This is a genomic window from Pseudomonas sp. NY15364 (assembly GCF_048068235.1).
GTDB lineage: Bacteria > Pseudomonadota > Gammaproteobacteria > Pseudomonadales > Pseudomonadaceae > Aquipseudomonas > Aquipseudomonas mendocina_D.
In genome coordinates, this window is record NZ_JBLUPX010000041.1 from 1 (window position 1) to 20,193 (window position 20,193).

A 20,193-nucleotide genomic window follows, 5' to 3' on the forward strand; every position below is an offset into this window, starting at 1 on the left:
CCGCATGATCGAGCTGCTGACCTGAGCGCTGCACTTTGCATCATTGCACCAGTAAAAACACAAACGCCCCGAATCAATCGAGGCGTTTGTATTGAACCGGTTCAGTTCAGAGCGTTTTCACACAGTCTGCTTGTGGCCGGGTTTTTTCGTTTTTGGCTTGCGCATCCGGCGTGCAGGACGAAACACCGCAGGCGCTCGCAATACCTTATAACCGATGGCAAACCCACGATCTTCGCCGTGTATTTGCCAGCTCATCGGATCGATGACGAGCAGCGCCACACAGAAGCGCAGCAGTGACAGGCAGACAATCCGACCAAAGGCGCTCAAGTCCGCGGTAATTTCTACGACACAGCGGTCGGCCGACGTCGTAACACCAATTCGCGACCCGGCGTGCCGCTTGTGGATAAATAGTGCCGACAGACATGATGGCCCTTTGACGGCCAGGCCTAGATTGCCAATACTCTCGTCTGACTGACGCTGTAAGCATCGACACAAGGAATTGCCTTTGAAGCTGGAATTGAAGAACAGCTTGTCACTCAAGTTGCTCCGCGTGGTGCTGTTATCAGCACTCGTAGTCGGGGTGGTTTTGAGTTGCGCGCAGATTGTCTTCGACGCCTACAAGACCCGTCAGGCCGTGGCCAATGACGCCCATCGCATTCTCGGCATGTTCCGCGACCCTTCGACTCAGGCGGTGTACAGCCTGGATCGGGAAATGGGCATGCAGGTGATCGAGGGGCTGTTCCAGCACGAGTCGGTGCGCTATGCGTCCATTGGTCACCCCAACGAGCCGATGCTCGCAGAACGTTCGCGTGATCTGGCGCAAATACCCACGCGCTGGCTGACGGACCCGATCCTCGGTCAGGAACAGCTATTCTCGACCAAACTGGTCGGCCGCGGCCCCTACAGCGAGTATTACGGTGACCTCAACATCACCCTCGATACGGCGCCTTACGGTGAAAGTTTCGTCACCAACTCGGTGATCATCTTCATCTCAGGGGTGCTGCGCGCCATGGCCATGGGCCTGGTGCTTTATCTGGTTTATCACTGGCTGCTGACCAAACCGCTGTCGAAGATCATCGAGCACCTCACCAACATCAATCCCGACCGCCCCAGCGAACACAAGCTGCCCATGCTCAAGGGCAACGAGAAGAACGAGCTGGGCTTGTGGATCAACACCGCCAACCAGTTGCTGGCCTCCATCGAGCGCAATACCCACCTGCGCCGTGAAGCCGAGAACAGCCTGCTGCGCATGGCTCAGTACGACTTCCTCACAGGTCTGCCCAATCGCCAGCAACTGCAACAGCAACTCGACCAGATTCTCGAAGATGCCGGCCGCCTGCAGCGCCGCGTAGCCGTACTCTGCGTCGGCCTGGATGATTTCAAGGGTATCAACGAACAATTCAGTTACCAGAGCGGCGACCAGTTGCTACTCGCACTGTCCGACCGCCTGCGCAGCCATAGCGGCCGTCTCGGCGCTCTGGCCCGCCTGGGCGGCGACCAGTTCGCCCTGGTTCAAGCCGATATAGAACAACCCTACGAAGCTGCCGAGCTGGCGCAGAGCGTACTCGACGACCTGGAGCTGCCCTTCCTGCTCGATCAGCACGAAGTACGCCTGCGCGCCACCATCGGCATCACCCTGTTCCCGGAAGACGGCGATAGCACTGAAAAGCTGCTGCAGAAAGCCGAGCAGACCATGACTCTGGCCAAGAGTCGTTCGCGCAATCGCTACCAGTTCTACATCGCCAGCGTCGACAGCGAGATGCGTCGCCGTCGTGAGCTGGAAAAGGATCTGCGCGATGCTCTGGCGCAGAACCAGTTGCACCTGGTCTACCAGCCCCAGATAGACTATCGCGACCACCGCGTTGTCGGCGTCGAGGCACTGCTGCGCTGGCAGCACCCGCAGCATGGCTTCGTCGCACCGGACCTGTTCATCCCGCTGGCCGAACAGAACGGCACCATCATTCCCATTGGTGAATGGATTCTCGACCAGACCTGCCGCCAGCTGCGCGAATGGCATGACCAGGGCTTCAGCGATCTACGCATGGCCATCAATCTGTCCACCGTGCAGTTGCACCACGCCGAGCTGCCGCGCGTGGTCAACAATCTGATGCAGGTCTATCGCCTGCCGCCCAAAAGCCTGGAGCTGGAAGTCACCGAGACCGGCCTGATGGAAGACATCAGCACCGCCGCCCAGCACCTGCTCAGCCTGCGCCGCTCCGGCGCGCTGATCGCCATCGACGACTTCGGTACCGGCTACTCCTCGCTGAGCTATCTGAAGAGCCTGCCGCTGGACAAGATCAAGATCGACAAGAGCTTCGTGCAGGATCTGCTCGAAGACGAAGATGACGCCACCATCGTTCGCGCCATCATTCAGCTGGGCAAGAGCCTGGGCATGCAAGTCATCGCCGAAGGCGTGGAAACCGCCGAGCAGGAGGCCTACATCATCGCCCAGGGCTGCCATGAGGGTCAGGGCTACCTGTACAGCAAGCCGCTGCTAGCGCGCGATTTGACGCTGTTCCTCAAGCAGTCACGACGCCTGAGCTCAGCCGCGACGCTCTAAAGTCAGCCACAAAAAACGCCGCGATTCGTCGCGGCGTTTTTGTTCGAGCCCGCAAACCCGGCTTACCAATTCTGCACACCGAGTAACCAGGCTGTGGCCAACGCACCTGCCAGGCACAGCACGGCGCCACCGGCGGCTTGCCAATAGAATCTGCGAGCCAGTTCGTCCTCACCGCTGTTGGAGAGAATGAACGGCTGCCGTTCGCCGGGCTTGGCCATATGATGCCGCGCCGGCTCGGATGCCTTTTGCCGATGGCGATCCTCTGCCTCCAGCTGCGCCGCCAGTCGCACGCGATTCCATTCCTGCTCGTCGAGTTCGCCGTTGCCGTCGCTGTCAAAACGCCGCAGCAGGCCGACGTAATCGCCCTTCCACTCACGGATCACTTCGCCCTGAGCGGCCTGCCTGTCGAATCCCTGCTGCGCAGCGCCACGGGTGCGAAAATCGCCGATGGCATACAGTGGCTGGCCAACGTGAAAGCGTTCTTCGCTGTAGCGATAGCGCTGGCCACTGGTGAGAAAACCGAACAATCCGCTCTTGGCCGGGCCCAGCGGATGCCGCAGGTTGCCCTCCCAGACGTCACACACCGCCGCATGAATCTCGGCGCCACGTGGGTCGATCAGGCATTCGCCGGTGCCATCGACCAGGCGTAGCCAGGCATCGCTGGCCCCACTCTCGATCACCCGCCAGCTGCGCTTTTTGCCGCTGGAACGATATTCCTCGATACGAAAGCGCCACCACAGGCAGGGTTTGCCAGTCAGCGGCCCGCGCAACTGCATGTCCGGCAACGCTTCGAGCACACCATAGAGTTCGACGTAACCCTGCGCCGCCGAGCGAATCTTCGAGGTAGGAGTGTCCAGAAGATGGCGCGCCTGCGACCAACCCCGCAGGCACCACCAGGCGCCGCCCAGGCAGGCACCTAGAGTGAATGTGAGCGTAAAGAAGAAGCCGAAGGGGTCGACCTGCATCATCGGCAGGTTCTCAGTTGAACAGTGATTTCATGTCCACATCGGCTTTCTCCGCCTCGCTGAACACCAGCAACTCGGCAGCCTGGAAGTTGAACATGCGCGCGATGAGTACATCGGGAAACTGCTCGATGCGCACGTTGTTGAGGTTGACCGCCTCGTTGTACAGCTCGCGGCGGTCGGCGATGCCGTTTTCCAGGCCGCTGATGCGCTGCTGCAGGTGCTGGAAGCTGTCGTTGGCCTTCAGCTCAGGGTAGTTCTCGGCAAGCGCGAAGAGCTGGCCGAGGCCCGCGCGCAAACCACTCTCGGCCTTGCCCAGAGCGCCGACGTCATGTTGTTCGCGAGCACTGGCCACGGCGCTACGCGCTGCAATCACCCGCTCCAGAGTCGAGCCTTCGTACTGCATGTACTGCTTGCAGGTTTCCACCAGTTTGGGCAGCTCGTCATGCCGTTGCTTGAGCAGCACGTCGATGTTCGACCAGGCCTTGCTCACGCCATGCTTGAGGCGCACCAGCCCGTTGTACAGCGACACCGCGTAGGCGCCGAGCAAGACAAGGACAACGATGATGATCACGGCGGTCAGGCTCATGCAGTTTTCTCCATGCAGAACTGCGAATCGGGTGCTGGCATTCTAACGGCAACGAGGTGGCTCGATAGCGATATCCCGCACAACGACAAATAATGGCCTTTACACATAATGCGAAACATTTGCATTATGTTGCAGTTTTTCAGGTACTACTGAGTACCGTCCACATTTCGTACATGCAAAGGACCCCGCCATGATTCGTATGCCTCTGGCCTCCGCCAGCCTGCTGGCCATCGCCATTTCCCTCGCTGGCTGCGGCGAAGACAAAGCCCCCGCGACCCAGGCAGCTGCTCCTGCTGCAGCCACCGAGAGCACGGCGCCAGCCACTGCGGCGAAGGTCGACGAAGCAGCGGCGAAGGCCGTGGTCAATCATTACGCCGATCTCGCCCTGGCCGTGTTCAGTGACGCAGCGAGCACCGGCAAGGCCCTGCAGACTGCCATCGATGCATTGCTGGCCGACCCCAGCGAAGCGACTCTGAAAGCTGCGCGCGAAGCTTGGTTGGCAGCACGCGTGCCGTACATGCAGACCGAAGTGTTCCGTTTCGGTAACCCGGTGGTCGACGAATGGGAAGGTCAGCTCAACGCCTGGCCGCTGGACGAAGGCCTGATCGACTACGTGGCCGACGACTACCAGCACGCTCTGGGCAACCCGGGCGCGCAAGCCAATATCATCGCCAACACCGAGATCCAGGTTGGTGAAGACAAGATCGACGTCAGCGAAATCACTGGCGAGCTACTGGCCAGCCTGAACGAGCTGGGTGGCTCCGAGGCCAACGTCGCCACCGGCTACCACGCCATCGAATTCCTGCTCTGGGGCCAGGACCTCAATGGCACCGAACCAGGTGCTGGCGAGCGTCCCTACACCGACTACTTGATAGGTGAAGGCGCTACCGGTGGCCACAACGAACGCCGCCGCACTTACCTGAAAGCCGCCACCGACCTGCTGGTCAGCGACCTGAACGACATGGTCGAGCAGTGGAAGGACGGCGTAGAAGGCAACTATCGTAGCGAACTGGTCGCCGATTCGGCCGACAACGGTCTGCGCAAGATGCTGTTCGGCATGGGCAGCCTGTCCCTCGGCGAACTGGCAGGCGAACGCATGAAGGTCGCACTGGAGGCCAACTCCACCGAAGACGAGCATGACTGCTTCAGCGACAACACCCACAACTCGCACTTCTACAACGGCAAAGGCATTCGCAACGTTTACCTGGGCGAATACAAGAAAGCCGACGGCACCACCCTGACCGGCCCGAGCCTGTCCGAACTGGTGGCCAAGGCCGACGCCCAGGCCGATGCCACGCTCAAGGCCGACCTGCAGGAAACCGAAGCCAAGCTGCAAGCGCTGGTCGACAGTGCCGAGAAGAACAACGTGCACTTCGATCAGTTGATCGCGGAAGGCAACGCCGAAGGTCAGCAACTGGTACGTGACGCCATCGCCGCCCTGGTCAAGCAGACCGGTGCCATCGAGCAGGCTGCCGGCAAGCTGGGCATCAGCGACCTGAACCCGGACACCGCCGATCACGAGTTCTGATCGACATAGCGGGCTGAAAGAGCCGGCGCCTCCGTAAGGAGCGCCGGTTTTTTTTGGCTCTTCGCATAGTTTGGTGAAGGTACGGATTGACACCGTACTGGCAATTAGATGTTAGCTGCCGGTGCTGGCACTATCCGTTAGCGCGTCGTCTGATCTGAAGGGTTTCGCCCCTTGCGGGCGAGTTACCTGATTCGCTGCGCTTCGTAGCTCTTGCTTGCCCAAGAGAAAATAACCAAAGAGAAGGGCACCCCGACATCCGAGCTAGGCGCCCCCGCCCTGCTACGCCGGGGTTCCCTCGTTCCATCACCACTCCAGGGGCACGACCGGATGCGGCCCACTGACGAAGGGCCATCCCTGGCCCATCGCAGCTCTCGCGACATCCATGTCGCTCAACCCCTTCCATGGTGATTCCACTCGGCCTCCTGAAGGGGACTTGGGCGTCGTCTGTACCATCGCAGTTGAAGAGCAAAAGCCAAACGCTACCGACTTTGATCTTCCGGAGATTTCGCAAGCTCGCGGTCCGGTCCCCTTCAGGAGGCCGAGCAGAGGTGTTGCGTAGGGGAGCGAGCCGCATGGATGCGGCGAGAGGCTTAAAGGGCCATGGATGGCCCTTGTAAGCCGGCCCCCGGAGCTGCACCGGCGCGAGGGAAGTTTCGCGTAGCGAAACCCGGAAGTCGGGGTGCCCTTCTTTGGCACACCTTTCTTGGGCAAGCAAGAAAGGTGTGGCGCCCGTAAGGGGCGCAACCCAAACGTTCAGCAGACGCGGTAATGGATGGTGCCAAGTCAGTAAGCGATACGCACACAAACTTGCCAGTCCGGTGTCGGGCGCATCCTCCCCGCGAAAATGCGAAGAACCTTTTTTATTCCTGCTGTCAGCTTCGTGCCACCGCGCTGCGATATTCACCTGGGCTCACGCCATAAACCTGCTTGAACTGCCGCGACAAGTGGCTCTGATCGGCGAAGCCCAACTGCATCGCCACCGCGACGGTCGTGCAACCCGTCTTGAGCAATGCCCGCGCCTGTTCGAGGCGACGCTGTTTGAGCCAGGCATGCGGTGGCAAGCCGGTCGCGCGGCGAAATACGCGCGCGAAATGAAAAGGTGAGAGGTTGACCGCAGCCGCCAACTCTTCCAGCGACGGCGGCCCGACCAGTCGCTCGGCGAGCATTTGCTTGGCGCAGGCCACGGCCCAGGGCTCGCGCCCAGGCGCAGGCGGTTCGGCAAGCTGCGCATGGTGCTGGAACAGCAGCAGGATCGCCTCACGCCAGGCCAGTTGCTGCTGCAACGCCTCGGCGCCATGTTCGAGCAGTCGGTGCAGCTTCAGAAAGGCCGCGTGCAAACGCGGGTCATGCAGCACGCTGAAGGCAAACGACGGCATGCCAGCTTTGGCCAGACCCAGCTCCTGCAGCGCCCCTAGTACCTGAGCGTTGTCGGGATAGAAACCGCGATAGCACCAGCCGTCTTCGTGCGCCTTGGAGCCGGTGTGCACTTCGTCCGGGTTGATCAGCACCATACTGCCCTGCGGCGCCAGGTGATCGCAGCCACGGTGGCGAAAGCGCTGGGCGCCATGCTCGATCACGGTGAACACGAAACCTTCATGCACGTGGGGAGCGAAACGCTGCTCGAGGTAGCGCGCCTGCAACAGCTCGACTCCGCTCAATGCGGAGGCTTGCCAGAAGCGGGTCTGCTCACGACTGTGCATACGGCTCAGGCGTTGAAGCCCGCCTCCATCGCCTCACGCAGCGCCGGCCATTCCAGGTCGGTGATGCTGTACAGCACGGTGTCATCGAGTCGGCCATCAGCCAGGCGCCGATGGTTGCGCAGCAACCCTTCACGAACGGCGCCAAGCTTCTCGATAGCGCGTTGCGAACGCAGGTTGCTGGCGGCGGTTTTCAGTTGCACGCGAACCATGCCCCAATTTTCGAAAGCGTGCTTGAGCATCAAATACTTGATGCTGGCGTTCAACCCACTGCCATGCTGGCGGTGGTCAAGCCAGGTCCAGCCGATTTCACAGGCCGGCAGGGTGTTCATGAAGTCGGCGAAGCGGGTGGTGCCCACCATTTCGTCACCCAGGCGAATGACGAACGGCAGTGCCCGCTGCTCACGCAGATCGGCCAGGGCGCTGCGGTACCAGTCCAGTCGCAGAGTGCCGCTCATGTACAGCAGCTCCTCGCGATTGGCCTCGGCCAGCGCCACCAGGCCAGGGATATCGGCATCGGAGAGCGGTTCCAGGCGCAGAGCGCCACGTTGCAAAGTCACCAGCTGCGGCTTGAACATAGGGTCCTTCCTCGGACAGAGTCGCAAACCAGCCAAGCTATCAGCCCGCAGGCTCCGGCACAATACGAGTCCCGTCGCAAAGCACGCCTGCCTGGCTGCGACCTTGGTCGCAGCCGACAGCGCGTGGCTTTGTGCAACACTGATCAACATCAGCCTCGCCTCGGCGGTCAGGCTCTTTTCGTTTCATCGCGCGTTTCGGAGTCTGCATGTCGTTGTCCCCCGGGTTGATCGCCGCGGTCGCCCTGATCTACATGGCCATTCTTTTCGCCATCGCCTTCTATGGCGACCGCCGCAGTGCGCCCATGCCGCCGAAAGTCCGCGCCTTGGTCTACTCGCTGTCGCTTGCGGTCTATTGCACCAGTTGGACCTTCTTCGGCGCCGTCGGCCAGGCAGCCGAACAACTGTGGTCGTTCCTGCCGATCTACCTCGGTCCGATCATCCTGCTGCTGACCATGCCCTGGGTGCTGCAGAAGATGGTGATGATCAGTAAGCAGGAGAACATCACCTCGATCGCCGACTTCATCGCCGCGCGCTACGGCAAGTCGCAGTCGCTGGCCATCGTCGTAGCCCTGATCTGCCTTGTCGGCGTGCTGCCCTACATCGCCCTGCAGCTCAAGGGCATCGTGCTTGGTGTCAATCTGCTAATTGGCGTGCACGCCCAGGATACCGGTACCAGCGCCCAGGACACCGCGCTGATCGTATCGCTGGCGCTGGCGCTGTTCACCATTCTGTTCGGCACACGCAACCTCGACGTCACCGAGCACCATCGCGGCATGGTGCTGGCCATCGCCTTCGAATCGTTGGTCAAGCTGCTAGCCTTCCTCGCCGTCGGCGCATTCGTCACCTTCGGCCTGTACAACGGCTTCAACGACCTGCTGGAGCAGGCACACAACACCGCCGAGCTGGACGACTTCTGGAACGAGGCGGTGAACTGGCCGGCGATGCTGGTGCAGACCGGCATGGCCATGATCGCCATCGTCTGCCTGCCGAGGCAGTTCCACGTCACCGTGGTGGAAAACATCGAGCCCAAGGACCTGCGCCTGGCACGCTGGGTGTTTCCGGCCTATCTGGTGCTGGCCGTGCTGTTCGTGGTCCCTATCGCCCTGGCCGGCCAGATGCTGCTGCCGGCCGGCGTGACACCGGACTCCTTCGTCATCAGCCTGCCGCTGGCCGAAGCCCATCCAGGCCTGGCGGTGCTGGCCTTCATCGGCGGCGCCTCGGCCGCCACCGGCATGGTGATCGTCGCCTCGGTGGCACTGTCGACCATGATCTCCAACGACATGCTGCTGCCCTGGCTGTTGCGCCGGCAGAGTACCGAGCGGCCGTTCGAGGCCTTCCGTCACTGGATGCTCACCGCGCGCCGGGTCAGCATCGTGCTGATCCTGCTGCTGGCCTATGTCTGCTACCGCCTGCTCGGCGAAGGCACCAGCCTGGCCACGATTGGCCAGGTGTCGTTTGCCGCCATTGGCCAACTGGCCCCCGCCATGTTCGGCGCGCTGGTGTGGAAACAGGCCAACCGCCGCGGCGTGTTCGCCGGCCTGATCTTCGGCGCCATGCTTTGGTTCTACACCCTGGTGTTGCCGCTGGCGGCACGCGGCATGGGCTGGTCGCTAGACAGTTTCCCCGGCCTCGCCGCCCTGCTCTATGCCCCCATCGGCCTGCAGGTTGATCCGCTGACGCGCGGCGTGGTGCTGTCACTGGCCGGCAATATGCTGCTGTTCGCCTGGGTTTCCTGGTTCTCACGCACCCGCGTTTCCGAGCATTGGCAAGCCGGGCGCTTCATCGGCCATGACCTGGGCACCAAACCCAGCAACCGCAGCCTGCTGGCAGTGCAGGTGGCCGACCTGTTGATGCTCTCCAGCCGTTTCGTCGGCGAAGAACGCGCACGCCAGAGCTTCAACCGCTTCGCCCTGCGCCAGGGCAAAGGCAAGGACTTCGATCCCAACCAGCCGGCCAATAGCGAGTGGATCGCCCACACCGAACGCCTGCTCGCCGGCGTGCTGGGCGCCTCCTCGACCCGCGCGGTGGTCAAGGCCGCCATCGAAGGCCGCGAGATGCAGGTCGAGGATGTGGTGCGCATCGTCGACGAAGCCAGCGAGGTGCTGCAGTTCAACCGCGCCCTGCTGCAGGGTGCGATCGAAAACATCACCCAGGGCATCAGCGTGGTCGACCAGAACCTGCGCCTGGTGGCCTGGAACCACCGTTATCTGGAGTTGTTCGAGTACCCCGAGGGCCTGATCTACGTCGGTCGACCGATTGCCGAGATCATCCGCTTCAATGCCGAACGCGGCATGCTCGGCAGCGGCGACCTGGAGGAGAACGTTGCCAAGCGCCTGTACTGGATGCGCCAGGGCACCGCGCACAGCTATGAGCGGGTATTCCCCAACGGCCGGGTGATCGAGCTGATCGGCAACCCCATGCCCGGTGGTGGTTTCGTCATGAGTTTCACCGACATCACCGAATTCCGCGAAGCCGAGCGTGCCCTCAAGGACGCCAACGAAAGCCTCGAACGACGGGTTGCCGAACGCACCCATGAGCTGTCGAAACTGAACCAGGCACTGACCGAAGCCAAGGCCCACGCCGAAGCCGCCAACCAGTCGAAAACGCGCTTCCTCGCCGCAGTCAGCCATGATCTGATGCAACCGCTCAATGCAGCCCGGCTGTTCTCAGCCGCGCTGGCCCACCAGGATGACGCCCTGCCCAACGAGGCCCAGGAGCTAGTCCGGCATCTGGACAGCTCGTTGCGTTCGGCAGAGGACCTGATCACCGACCTGCTGGACATCTCACGCCTGGAAAACGGCCGAATCACCCCGGATCGTCACGCCTTTGCCCTCTCCAGCCTGTTCGACACCCTCGCCGCCGAGTTTGGCGTGCTGGCTGCCGAACAGGGTATCGACCTGCGCGTACATGGCAGTCGGCAGTGGATCGACAGCGACATCAAGCTGCTGCGCCGGGTCCTGCAGAACTTCCTGACCAACGCCTTCCGCTACGCCAAGGGCCGCGTGGTGCTGGGAGTACGCCGTGAAGGCAATCAGTTGCGCCTGGAAGTCTGGGACCGCGGCATGGGTATCCCCGAGGACAAGCGCAAGGTGATCTTCGAGGAATTCAAGCGCCTCGACAGCCACCAGACACGTGCAGAGAAAGGCCTGGGTTTGGGCCTGGCGATTGCCGACGGTCTCTGCCGCGTACTCTCCCACCGCCTGGAAGTGCGCTCCTGGCCAGGTAAAGGCAGCGTGTTCAGCGTCAGCGTACCGCTGGCGAGAAAACCGGCGCCGAAGCAGCAAGGCCCAGCCTTACCGGCAGTGGATGGCCAGCCCTTGCGGGGCACCCAGGTGATCTGTATCGACAACGAGGACAGCATTCTCACCGGCATGTACAGCCTGCTGTCGCGCTGGGGCTGCCAGGTGTGGACGGCGCGCAATCGCCTGGAGTGCGAGCACCTGCTCAGCGAGGACGTGCGCCCGCAACTGGCGTTGATCGACTACCACCTCGACGAGGGCGAAACCGGCACCGAACTGATGGCCTGGCTACGCACGCGCCTGGGCGAACCGGTACCGGGCGTGGTGATCAGCGCTGACGGCCGCCCGGAACTGGTCGCCGAGGTCCATGCCGCCGGCCTCGACTATCTGCCCAAGCCAGTCAAGCCTGCGGCCCTGCGGGCATTGCTCAGTCGCCACCTGACGCTGCGTGGCTAGCCGGATCTTGGCCGGAGGCTTGCGCCCTTGTAACCACTGCTGAGCGTGTCACCGGCGCGGCATGCGGTGTCCGCTTACTCGCCCAGCTCGTCCAGTACCGGCAGATCTGCAGAGCGTTCGAGCAGCTCGCCTGGCAGGCTCTTGCTTGCACGCGCGCCCAACAGCTTGAGGTTTTCCACTCGGCCAACGAGGTTGCCACGGCCGTCGACCAGCTTGTTGCGCGCGCTGGCGTAGGCCTTGTCCAGCTGCTGCAGGCGATTGCCCATTTCGTCCAGATCGGCGACGAAGGCAACGAACTTGTCGTACAGCTGGCCGGCGCGCTCGGCGATCTCGCGCGCGTTCTGGCCCTGGCGCTCCTGACGCCAGAGGCTGTCGATCACCCGCAGGGTCGCCAGCAAGGTAGTCGGGCTGACGATCACCACCTGCTGCTCGAAAGCCTCCTGAAACAGGTCCGGCTCTGCCTGCAGTGCCGCGGCGAAAGCGGCTTCGATGGGCACGAAGAGCAGGACGAAATCCAGGCTGTGCAGGCCTTCGAGGCGCTGGTAATCCTTGCCGGAAAGACCCTTGAGGTGGCTGCGCAGCGAGATCAGATGCTGCTTGAGCGCCTGCTGACGAATCGGCTCGTCCACCGCCGAGACATACTGCTGGTAGGCGCTAAGGCTGACCTTGGCATCGACGATCACCTGCTTGTCGCCGGGCAGACGGATCAGCACGTCAGGCTGGAAGCGCTCGCCGCCGGCGCCCTTTAGGCTGACCTGGGTCTGGTATTCACGCCCCTTCTCCAGGCCGGCATGCTCCAGTACACGCTCCAGCACCAGCTCGCCCCAGTTGCCCTGGGTCTTCTGTCCCTTGAGTGCGCGGGTCAGATTGGTCGCTTCGTCGCCCAGACGCTGGTTGAGCTGCTGCAGGCGTTCCAGCTCCTTGCTCAGGGAAAAGCGTTCGCGCGCCTCTTGTTGATAACTCTCGTCGACGCGCTTCTCGAACGCCTGGATGCGCTCCTTGAGCGGGTCGAGCAGTTGGCCGAGGCGCTGCTGGCTGGTCTCGGCGAAACGCTGCTCACGCTCGTCGAAGATCTTCGTCGCCAACTCGGAGAACTGGGCGCGCAGCTCATTGCGCGCGCCCAGCAGGTCATCGAGGCGCTGCTGCTGGTTATCACGATTTTCCTGCAGCTCGGCCGCCAGTGCCGCGCATTCCGCGGTCAGCCGACGCAGCTCGGCTTCGTTGCGTTCACGCTGCTGATTCCAGGACTGCGCTGCCTCGCGAGCGATTTGCCGCTCCTGCTGCAGCAGTTCGTTCTCACGGCGCAGGCCAGCCAGCTCGGTCTGCTGGTCAACCTTGATCTCGCTGATCTCGGCCAGCTCGGCACGACAGGCATCGAGCTGCGCCAGCAGACCGGCCTGACTCAGTTGCGCGTGCTCCAGGCGCTCCTGCAGCAGTGCCTGCTCGCCCTGTTCGCGAGTCAGTCGGCGTTGCAGTGACCAGAGCGCCGCCAACAGCGGCACCAGCGCGACGACCGCGCCAATGGCGAGAGAGAGAGGATCGATTGGCATAGACGCTCCATGTTGAACCGCCGAGCAGTATACCCAGCCAACGATTCACACGGGGCCAGCACGCATTCAGCGTGACAGGCGCTCCAGCTCCAGCTGGGCGCAGCGGTCCCCCGCGCGAGCGGCCTGGCGCAGCAGCTCATAGCCGATACGGCGATCGCGGGTGTTGCCGCAGTCGCGGCAGAGCAGCTGGCCGAGGCGGCTTTGCGCCTGCACGCAACCTTTGCGCGCGGGCTGCTTGAGCAGGTTGCCGGCGATGCGCTTGACGCTGGGCGTTTGCCCCAGACGCGGACTATCGAGCAGCCAGAGCGCGACGCGCATGGGCAAGCGAGAAGAACCGGAACGAGTTGCAGGGGATGAGGAAGGTAAAGCGCGAGGCATAAATCAAAGGGGGGTGACTGCCGGGGCGCGCCACTCTACTCCTTTTTTGCCGAAGGTAAAGTCTTGCCTGGCAGGCGGATTGTCGTTCCATAAAAGAGTTCCGCCACAATCCACAGAAGCTGTGGATAACTCCGTGAACAACTTGAGCGAAAGAGCTGCCAGGCCCGATGTACCGGGGCTCCGAGACAAACTGTCGATTTTTTCACCAACGAAAAAAATTCATATTTTTCATTGACTTAAGAATCAACCACGAAAAATCAAACGTTTAGCGACGTTTCTGACAGTGATGTGACAGCCTGCTTCAGCTTTGTGCACAACTCGCTGCGACATATCCGCGCAGCGCTCTGTTTCGGGGCATCCAAACGGCGAATGCAGCCGTCATGCGGCACTGCGATGACCTCGCCCTGCAGCAGAAACCGAGCCCAGCGAAACGGCCGTGGTCGGTCCGCCAATCCATACCACATCGCACGCGGGTTCGAACAAGCGCCACAATGCAACCCCCAGATCGGCTTGGCACTCTCTGGAGCATGGGGTACCGTCCCGCAACGGCACCAGGCAAGGAGAACTCATGAGCCGCCGGCGTTTCTGGCTGAGCATCTGCATGGCGCTTGCGGTGCTGCTCTCGCTGCTCGCCTGCTACGCCATCTATCGCGTGCAGCAGTTGCTCGACGAGCAGCTTGTCGAACTGGACTGGCAGGGTTTCAGCCTCAGCTGGCGTGGGCTGCAGCTGCACGAGGTGAGCCTGGTGCAGCGTGACCAGGGTGAATTGCACGCTCATGCCAAGCAGCTTCACCTGCAATGGCTGGCCAGCGAGGCGCCGCGCTACCGCCTGGCTGTGCAGGGTCTGCGCGTGGACTGGCTAGCGGCGGATTCAGAAGCGCGGAGCCCGACCGACAGCGGCCTCGACGCCACCGTTCAGACGATATCGAATGCCCTGCCCTGGCTGCCAAGGCGGATCGAACTACGCGACCTCCATGCGCAACTGCCCTGCATCAATGGCCGTTGCGCACTCGATGGCGAGCTCGACCTGCAGCGCCTGGACGATGCCTTGCATCTACGCGCGCGACTGCTACGCGAAAACCACAGCGCAGTATTGCAAGCGCACCTGCAGGGACTCGATGGCGCCCTGGATAGTGCGCGCCAGGTGCAGATGACCCTGCACCTCGATGAACAACAGCAGATGGAGCTGCACAGCGACCTGGCCGTTCAGGGCGATGCACTGCAATGGAACGGCAACCTGCTACTGGCACCGCTGCAGGAAATCGCCTGGGTCGCCGCCTGGCTGAGCGAGTGGACATCGCTGGACACCGCCAATCTGCCAGCGACGCCGCAGCAGGCCGGCATCATCGCCCAGTGGCAGCTGCAGCTGCCGCAGACCACCCGCCAGCTCGGCGAGCTGCTGACCGCGCCTGGATGGTTACGTGTCGACGCCCAACTGCCGCAGCCCTGGCCACTGCCCGGCATCGGCCTGCTCAGCGGTGAACTGCAGCTCGACCTGCGCAATGCCGCAGGCGCCTGGCAAGGGCGCAAGCTGCACGGCAACCTGCAACTCGATACCCAGGACGCGCCCTGGTTGACCGCCCTGCCAAACGGCCTGCGAACAAGCCGCCTGCAATTGCAGCTGCAGCCGCTGGAAAGCAACCCGGATACCCCACTGGCCCTGCAGCTGAAGCTCGTCGCGCAAGGGGGGTTGCAGGGGCAGATCAACGCTGAGCTCGGCCTGCAGCAATCGCGTGACTGGGCGCTGGAGGTGCGCCAGTTGCAGCTCGATGCCCGCAGCAAACGCGTGGACCTGGATGGCATTCGAGCCGATGGCCTGCAGTTGAATCTCGACCTGTCTGGCAATGTCACCGCGCACCAGCTGCAACTCACGCTGGCCCCCAACTCGCGCCTGGATATCCAGCGCCTACGCGGTGCCGACCTGGATCTGCAACAGGCCCGCTTGACACTCGCCGGCCTGGGCGTGGCCGGCGCGCCCCGAGCGCCAACGCTGTCCGGCCCGCTGGCGCTGCGCGTGCAGAATCTGCAGCACGCACAATTACAGGCCCAGGGCTGGCAATGGCAGGGTCGGATGGAGGCCAACAGCGCTCGCCAGAAACTCGATGGCGCCCTGCTGGCCGATTCCGGCCTGAGCATGGCTCTGGGGCTGAACAATACCGCTGATGGCCTGGCGCTGAACGCCACGCTCGATGAACTCTTCCTGCGTGCCGGTAACCCACTGGCGCAAACTCTGGCCGGTTGGCCGCCACTGCTGACCCTGGAAAACGGCCGCATTCAGGGCAACGCCAGCCTCGACCTGCCCGGCGGCAAGCCCCTGCAACTGCGGGCGAAGCTCAGCGCCAAGGGCCTGGCCGGTATCTACGACCGCAGCACGCTGAGCGGCGTGGATGGCGAGCTGCAGCTGCAACTTGCGGGCGACAGCCTGCAACTGGAACTGCCGAGCCTCAGCGCCAGACAGATCGACCCCGGCATCGCCCTCGGCCCATTGCAATTGCAGGCTAGTTATCAGGCCAGCCTGCAGCATCCAATGGCCGGCAAACTCAGCCATCAGCGTGCCGAGCTGGGTATCCTCGGCGGCAACCTGCGCCTGGAACCGGCGACCTGGGCACTGGATCAGTCGAGCCAGCTGCTGCCACTGAAGCTCAGTGGTCTCAACCTGCAGGAACTGTTTCGCGTGTATCCAGCCGAGGGGCTGGCCGGTAACGGGCTGATCGACGGCACCCTGCCGCTGCGCCTGGGTGGGGCGATCAGCATCGAGCAGGGGTTGATCGAAGCCAGGCCACCGGGAGGGCAACTGCGTTTTCGCTCGCCGCGCATCCGCGCCATGGGTCAGGCCAACCCCGGTATGAAGCTGGTCACCGACGCGCTGGAAGACTTCCACTATGACCTGCTCAGCAGTAGCCTCGACTATGATGAGTCCGGCACACTGCGCCTCGGCATGCGTCTACATGGACAGAACCCGGCCATCGAGCAAGGCCGCCCGATCCACTTCAACATCAATCTGGAAGAAGACATTCCGACCCTGCTGGCGAGCCTGCAGCTGACCGACAAGGTCAGCGACATCATCCAGCGACGGATTCAGCAACGGATGCGCCAGCGTGTCCCTCAAGAAACCAAGGAGTAGCGCCATGCGCACGTACCGCCTCCTCGCCGCCCTGAGCCTGGGATTGCTGTGCCAGGCCTGCACCCCGACGGTGCAGTTGGCCATGCCCAATGAGCCAATCAACATCAACCTCAACGTCAAGGTCGAGCACGAGATCTACATCAAGGTGGACAAGGCGCTGGACAACGTTTTCAACGAAGACAGCGGCCTGTTCTAAGGAGAAGCATGATGACCCGATATATCTCGACCCTGCTCCTGGCACTGACCCTGAGCCTGCCGGCCTATGCGCTGAACCTCAACCAGGCCATGAGTGCCCTGAGCAACGCCAAGGCCAGCGGCCAGTTGGGCGAGCAGCCCAATGGCTATCTGGGTGTGGTCAAGTCCGGCGGTCAGGCCGACGAGATCGCCCGCCTGATCAACGAGGCGCGCCGCGCCGAATACCAGAAGGTGGCCAAGGACAACGGCATCAGCCTGAGCGACGTCGAAGCCATCGCCGGCAAGAAGGCCATCGAGCGCACGCCCAAGGGCCAGTTCATCCAGCTCAACGGCCAGTGGCTGCAGAAGTAGAAAGCGTGCGGCAGAAACGAAAGAACCCGCCTAGGCGGGTTCTTTTTTGCGAGAAGCCGCGATCAGGCGCCGGCTTTGCTCACGGCATCCTTGATCAGGGTCTGCAGTTCGCCCTTCTCGTACATCTCGGTGAGGATGTCGCTACCGCCGACCAGCTCACCACCGACCCACAGCTGCGGGAAGGTCGGCCAGTTGGCGTACTTCGGCAGGTTGGCGCGGATTTCCGGGTTCTGCAGGATGTCGACGTAGGCGAACTTCTCGCCACAGCCCATCACCACCTGCGCAGCACGGGCAGAGAAGCCACACTGCGGAGCGTTGGGCGAGCCTTTCATGTACAGCAGAACGGTATTGTTGGCGATCTGCTCTTTGATGGTTTCGATGATATCCATGGGGCACCTCAGCATAGACTTCGCGACCCGACGGTCGCCACGGTGGCGCGATTGTAGCGAAAAGCCGAGCACAATGCTCGGCCTTGCCGTCGCCACATTGCCTTAATACGACCCGGAATCGCATCCGGTTAGGCAGTCCGTAGCCCGGATGCAATCCGGGGCGATCTGGCAGCGACGCTCCCCGATTGCACCCGCGCTACGCAGCCACCACCTCAACCGGCACGCCGTTAAGCACCGCATTGCCGGACAACGCATCGAGGCGGCGCTCGTCGGTCAGGTCATTGGCGCTGGCACCAGGCTGGGCACGAGCGATATCCAGCTGCACGCCTGGACGGGCATGGCCCCAGCCATGCGGCAAGCTGACCACACCAACCATCACCTCGTCGCTGGCCGCAACTTCCACCTCGATACTGCCTACGCGCGAACGCACCTGTACGCGCAGCCCATCGGCCAGGCCGCGACTGGCCAGATCCGCCGGGTTCATCAGCAACTGATGACGCGGCTTGCCCTTCACCAAACGGTGATAGTTGTGCATCCAGGAGTTGTTGCTGCGCACGTGACGACGGCCGATCAGCAGCAGTTCATGGGCAGCCGGTTGTTGCTGCTCGGCGAAACGTGCCAGATCGGCCAACAGCAGCTCAGGCGCGGCCTGCACCGCCTTGCTCGGCGTTTTCAGGCGCGCAGCAAGATTCGGTTGCAGCGGCCCCAGGTCGAGCCCATGTGGTTGCTCGCGCAAAGCCGCCAGGCTGAGTTTGCGCTCGCTACTATCACCATAGGGGCCGAAACGCAGGCCCATGTCGATCATCTGCTCCGGTGCCATGGTTGGTTTCAGCTCAAGGCCATTGCGCGCCGCGAACGCCTTGGCCAGGCCGACGAAGATTTCCCAGTCGTGCAGCGCACCGTCCGGCTTGGCCAGCACTGCCTCGTTGAAGCGGGTGACATTGCGCACGGCGAACACATTGAAAGTAGTGTCGTAGTGATCGTGCTCCAGTGGCGCGGTCGGCGGCAGGATCAGGTCGGCGTAACGAGTAGTCTCGTTGATGTAGAAATCCACCGAGAGCATGAAGTCCAGGCCGTCCAGCGCCTGCTCCAGCTGGCGTCCATTGGGTGTCGACAGCACCGGGTTGCCGGCCACGGTCACTAGCGCACGAATCTGCCCTTCGCCGGGCGTAAGCATCTCTTCGGCCAGCGCCGAGACTGGCAACTCGCCGCCGTATTCCGGCAGGCCGGACACCCGGCTCTGCCAGCGATTGAAATGGCCGCCGGAGGTGCTCGCCACCAGATCGACCGCCGGCGAGGTGCAGAGCACGCCGCCGACGCGGTCCAGATTGCCGGTGACCAGATTGATCAGTTGCACCAGCCATTGGCACAGCGTGCCGAAGACCTGGGTGGACACCCCCATACGGCCGTAGCACACCGCCTTGTCGGCTGCGGCAAAATCACGCGCCAGTTGCCGGATGGTGTCGGCCGGCACGCCACAGCGAGGGCTCATCGCCTCGGCGTGGAAGTCGGCGATCGCCGCGCGAACCTGCTGCAGCCCTTCCACCGGCAGATGGCTGCCCCGGGTCAGGCCCTCCTCGAACAGGGTGTTGAGCAGCGCCAGCAGCAGCGCGGCATCGCTGCCAGGCCGCACGAACAGGTGCTGATCGGCGATGGCCGCGGTTTCACTGCGCCGCGGGTCGACCACCACCAACTTGCCGCCTCGGTCCTGGATGGCCTTCAGGCGCTTTTCCACGTCCGGCACGGTCATGATGCTGCCGTTGGAGGCCAGCGGGTTGCCGCCGAGGATCAGCATGAAATCGGTGTGATCGATATCGGGAATCGGGATCAGCAGGCCGTGGCCGTACATCAGCAGGCTGGTCAGGTGGTGCGGCAGCTGGTCGACCGAGGTGGCCGAATAGCGGTTGCGCGTTTTCAGCTGACCGAGGAAGTAGTTGCTGTGGGTCATCAGCCCGTAGTTGTGCACACTGGGATTGCCCTGATAAACGGCTACGGCGTTCTGCCCATGTTCGGCCTGGATCGTGCTCAGGCGCTCGGCCACCAGCTCGAACGCCTCCTCCCAGCCGACTGCCTGCCACTGCTCGCCGATGCGGCGCATGGGTTGGCGAATGCGATTGGGATCGTTCTGGATATCCTGCAGCGCCACCGCCTTGGGGCAGATATGGCCACGGCTGAAGCTGTCCTGGGCATCGCCCTTGATCGAGCGGATCTGCGTGCTGCCATCCGGCTGGGTTTCGGTTTCGATGGCAAGGCCGCAGATGGCTTCGCACAGGTGGCACGCACGGTAATGGAGGGACTTGGTCATGGCCTGGCCTCTTGTTCTGATCCGAGACGACCGGTCAGGTCGCAGGTTTCGCACTATGGGGCGAGCACCGGGACGACGCCAGCAGCGTTCGTCCCGTGAATCGGCAGCCATCATGGGTGCCGATTCAGGCGCTGCCGTTCTCGATTTCGCTGGCGCCAAAGCTTTGGCAAAAAGGCTTGTAAAACAGGATTCTGCGCCTGCGCAGCCGGTAACTTGCGCCGTCTCGTCATTTCCTTATAGGATCGCGCCTTCCCCTGTTTCGTCGCACCCTGCGGCCTCCTGCCGCAAGCTC

The 20,193-nt window shown here is 62.8% G+C and carries 15 protein-coding genes; 6 read left to right on the top strand and 9 right to left on the bottom strand.

Annotated features, from left to right (window positions below; translation table 11 throughout):
• Positions 1 to 117 precede the first annotated feature (117 nt).
• Complete coding sequence (locus ACNFCJ_RS21990; protein WP_416773638.1) at positions 118 to 540, bottom strand: hypothetical protein; 423 nt, start codon at positions 538 to 540, stop codon at positions 118 to 120.
• Between ACNFCJ_RS21990 and ACNFCJ_RS21995 the strand changes: the two genes are divergently transcribed.
• Positions 506 to 2,560 carry a putative bifunctional diguanylate cyclase/phosphodiesterase gene (locus ACNFCJ_RS21995; protein WP_416773639.1) on the top strand — a complete coding sequence of 685 codons (2,055 nt, stop codon included), beginning with the start codon at positions 506 to 508 and terminating at the stop codon, positions 2,558 to 2,560. The two genes, ACNFCJ_RS21990 and ACNFCJ_RS21995, sit on opposite strands and share 35 nt — an antisense overlap.
• Before the next feature lie 62 nt (positions 2,561 to 2,622).
• Here ACNFCJ_RS21995 and ACNFCJ_RS22000 read toward each other — a convergent pair whose 3' ends face one another.
• Both ACNFCJ_RS22000 and ACNFCJ_RS22005 read right to left on the bottom strand, forming a co-directional pair.
• The gene (locus ACNFCJ_RS22000) at positions 2,623 to 3,528 is read right to left on the bottom strand and encodes a GIDE domain-containing protein (protein ID WP_416773640.1); all 906 of its coding nucleotides are present in this window, start codon (positions 3,526 to 3,528) and stop codon (positions 2,623 to 2,625) included.
• Positions 3,529 to 3,538: 10 nt separating this feature from the next.
• On the bottom strand, positions 3,539 to 4,111 hold the full coding sequence (locus tag ACNFCJ_RS22005) for a LemA family protein (RefSeq protein ID WP_074917075.1): 573 nt from the start codon (positions 4,109 to 4,111) through the stop codon (positions 3,539 to 3,541).
• A gap of 190 nt (positions 4,112 to 4,301) precedes the next feature.
• Here ACNFCJ_RS22005 and ACNFCJ_RS22010 point away from each other — a divergent pair, with 190 nt between their 5' ends.
• A complete protein-coding gene (locus tag ACNFCJ_RS22010; RefSeq protein WP_416773641.1) occupies positions 4,302 to 5,639 on the top strand; it encodes an imelysin family protein in 1,338 nt (445 codons plus the stop codon).
• An 872-nt stretch (positions 5,640 to 6,511) separates the two neighbouring features.
• On the opposite strand, the gene ACNFCJ_RS22015 is transcribed toward ACNFCJ_RS22010, so the two are convergent.
• Positions 6,512 to 7,339, bottom strand: a complete 828-nt coding sequence (locus ACNFCJ_RS22015) for an AraC family transcriptional regulator (protein ID WP_416773642.1) — start codon at positions 7,337 to 7,339, stop codon at positions 6,512 to 6,514.
• A 5-nt stretch (positions 7,340 to 7,344) separates the two neighbouring features.
• Positions 7,345 to 7,914, bottom strand: a complete 570-nt coding sequence (locus tag ACNFCJ_RS22020) for a GNAT family N-acetyltransferase (RefSeq protein ID WP_416773643.1) — start codon at positions 7,912 to 7,914, stop codon at positions 7,345 to 7,347.
• A 206-nt stretch (positions 7,915 to 8,120) separates the two neighbouring features.
• Between ACNFCJ_RS22020 and ACNFCJ_RS22025 the strand changes: the two genes are divergently transcribed.
• Positions 8,121 to 11,609, top strand: coding sequence for a NahK/ErcS family hybrid sensor histidine kinase/response regulator (locus ACNFCJ_RS22025; protein ID WP_416773644.1), 3,489 nt, complete (start codon positions 8,121 to 8,123; stop codon positions 11,607 to 11,609).
• 74 nt (positions 11,610 to 11,683) lie between these two features.
• Here ACNFCJ_RS22025 and rmuC read toward each other — a convergent pair whose 3' ends face one another.
• Together rmuC and ACNFCJ_RS22035 are read right to left on the bottom strand one after the other, a co-directional pair.
• Entirely contained in the window at positions 11,684 to 13,045 is a 1,362-nt protein-coding gene (gene rmuC, locus ACNFCJ_RS22030; protein ID WP_416773654.1) for a DNA recombination protein RmuC, read from the bottom strand.
• 180 nt (positions 13,046 to 13,225) lie between these two features.
• Positions 13,226 to 13,477: a hypothetical protein gene (locus ACNFCJ_RS22035; RefSeq protein ID WP_024309301.1), complete on the bottom strand. Its 252-nt coding sequence runs from the start codon at positions 13,475 to 13,477 to the stop codon at positions 13,226 to 13,228.
• 628 nt (positions 13,478 to 14,105) lie between these two features.
• Between ACNFCJ_RS22035 and ACNFCJ_RS22040 the strand changes: the two genes are divergently transcribed.
• Genes ACNFCJ_RS22040 through ACNFCJ_RS22050 form a run of 3 tightly spaced genes read left to right on the top strand, consistent with a single transcriptional unit; the run spans position 14,106 to position 17,207 of the window.
• Positions 14,106 to 16,661, top strand: a complete 2,556-nt coding sequence (locus ACNFCJ_RS22040) for an intermembrane phospholipid transport protein YdbH family protein (RefSeq protein ID WP_416773645.1) — start codon at positions 14,106 to 14,108, stop codon at positions 16,659 to 16,661.
• A gap of 4 nt (positions 16,662 to 16,665) precedes the next feature.
• Positions 16,666 to 16,857, top strand: coding sequence for a YnbE family lipoprotein (locus ACNFCJ_RS22045; protein ID WP_013716754.1), 192 nt, complete (start codon positions 16,666 to 16,668; stop codon positions 16,855 to 16,857).
• An 11-nt stretch (positions 16,858 to 16,868) separates the two neighbouring features.
• Positions 16,869 to 17,207 (top strand): YdbL family protein, encoded by a 339-nt coding sequence (locus tag ACNFCJ_RS22050; protein WP_416773646.1) that lies wholly within the window; start codon positions 16,869 to 16,871, stop codon positions 17,205 to 17,207.
• Positions 17,208 to 17,269: 62 nt separating this feature from the next.
• On the opposite strand, the gene grxD is transcribed toward ACNFCJ_RS22050, so the two are convergent.
• Positions 17,270 to 17,596: a Grx4 family monothiol glutaredoxin gene (grxD, locus tag ACNFCJ_RS22055; protein ID WP_013716756.1), complete on the bottom strand. Its 327-nt coding sequence runs from the start codon at positions 17,594 to 17,596 to the stop codon at positions 17,270 to 17,272.
• 196 nt (positions 17,597 to 17,792) lie between these two features.
• Complete coding sequence (locus ACNFCJ_RS22060) at positions 17,793 to 19,901, bottom strand: molybdopterin oxidoreductase family protein (RefSeq protein WP_416773647.1); 2,109 nt, start codon at positions 19,899 to 19,901, stop codon at positions 17,793 to 17,795.
• Between the last annotated feature and the right edge of the window lie 292 nt (positions 19,902 to 20,193).

Bases quoted from the DNA above. Each gene is read 5' to 3' on its own strand.
- grxD (WP_013716756.1), bottom strand. From the start codon at position 17,596: ATGGATATCATCGAAACCATCAAAGAGCAGATCGCCAACAATACCGTT.
- ACNFCJ_RS22040 (WP_416773645.1), top strand. From the start codon at position 14,106: ATGAGCCGCCGGCGTTTCTGGCTGAGCATCTGCATGGCGCTTGCGGTG.
- ACNFCJ_RS22000 (WP_416773640.1), bottom strand. From the start codon at position 3,528: ATGATGCAGGTCGACCCCTTCGGCTTCTTCTTTACGCTCACATTCACT.
- ACNFCJ_RS22020 (WP_416773643.1), bottom strand. From the start codon at position 7,914: ATGTTCAAGCCGCAGCTGGTGACTTTGCAACGTGGCGCTCTGCGCCTG.
- ACNFCJ_RS22050 (WP_416773646.1), top strand. From the start codon at position 16,869: ATGACCCGATATATCTCGACCCTGCTCCTGGCACTGACCCTGAGCCTG.
- ACNFCJ_RS22045 (WP_013716754.1), top strand. From the start codon at position 16,666: ATGCGCACGTACCGCCTCCTCGCCGCCCTGAGCCTGGGATTGCTGTGC.
- ACNFCJ_RS22060 (WP_416773647.1), bottom strand. From the start codon at position 19,901: ATGACCAAGTCCCTCCATTACCGTGCGTGCCACCTGTGCGAAGCCATC.
- ACNFCJ_RS22015 (WP_416773642.1), bottom strand. From the start codon at position 7,339: ATGCACAGTCGTGAGCAGACCCGCTTCTGGCAAGCCTCCGCATTGAGC.
- ACNFCJ_RS22010 (WP_416773641.1), top strand. From the start codon at position 4,302: ATGATTCGTATGCCTCTGGCCTCCGCCAGCCTGCTGGCCATCGCCATT.
- ACNFCJ_RS22035 (WP_024309301.1), bottom strand. From the start codon at position 13,477: ATGCGCGTCGCGCTCTGGCTGCTCGATAGTCCGCGTCTGGGGCAAACG.
- ACNFCJ_RS22005 (WP_074917075.1), bottom strand. From the start codon at position 4,111: ATGAGCCTGACCGCCGTGATCATCATCGTTGTCCTTGTCTTGCTCGGC.
- ACNFCJ_RS22025 (WP_416773644.1), top strand. From the start codon at position 8,121: ATGTCGTTGTCCCCCGGGTTGATCGCCGCGGTCGCCCTGATCTACATG.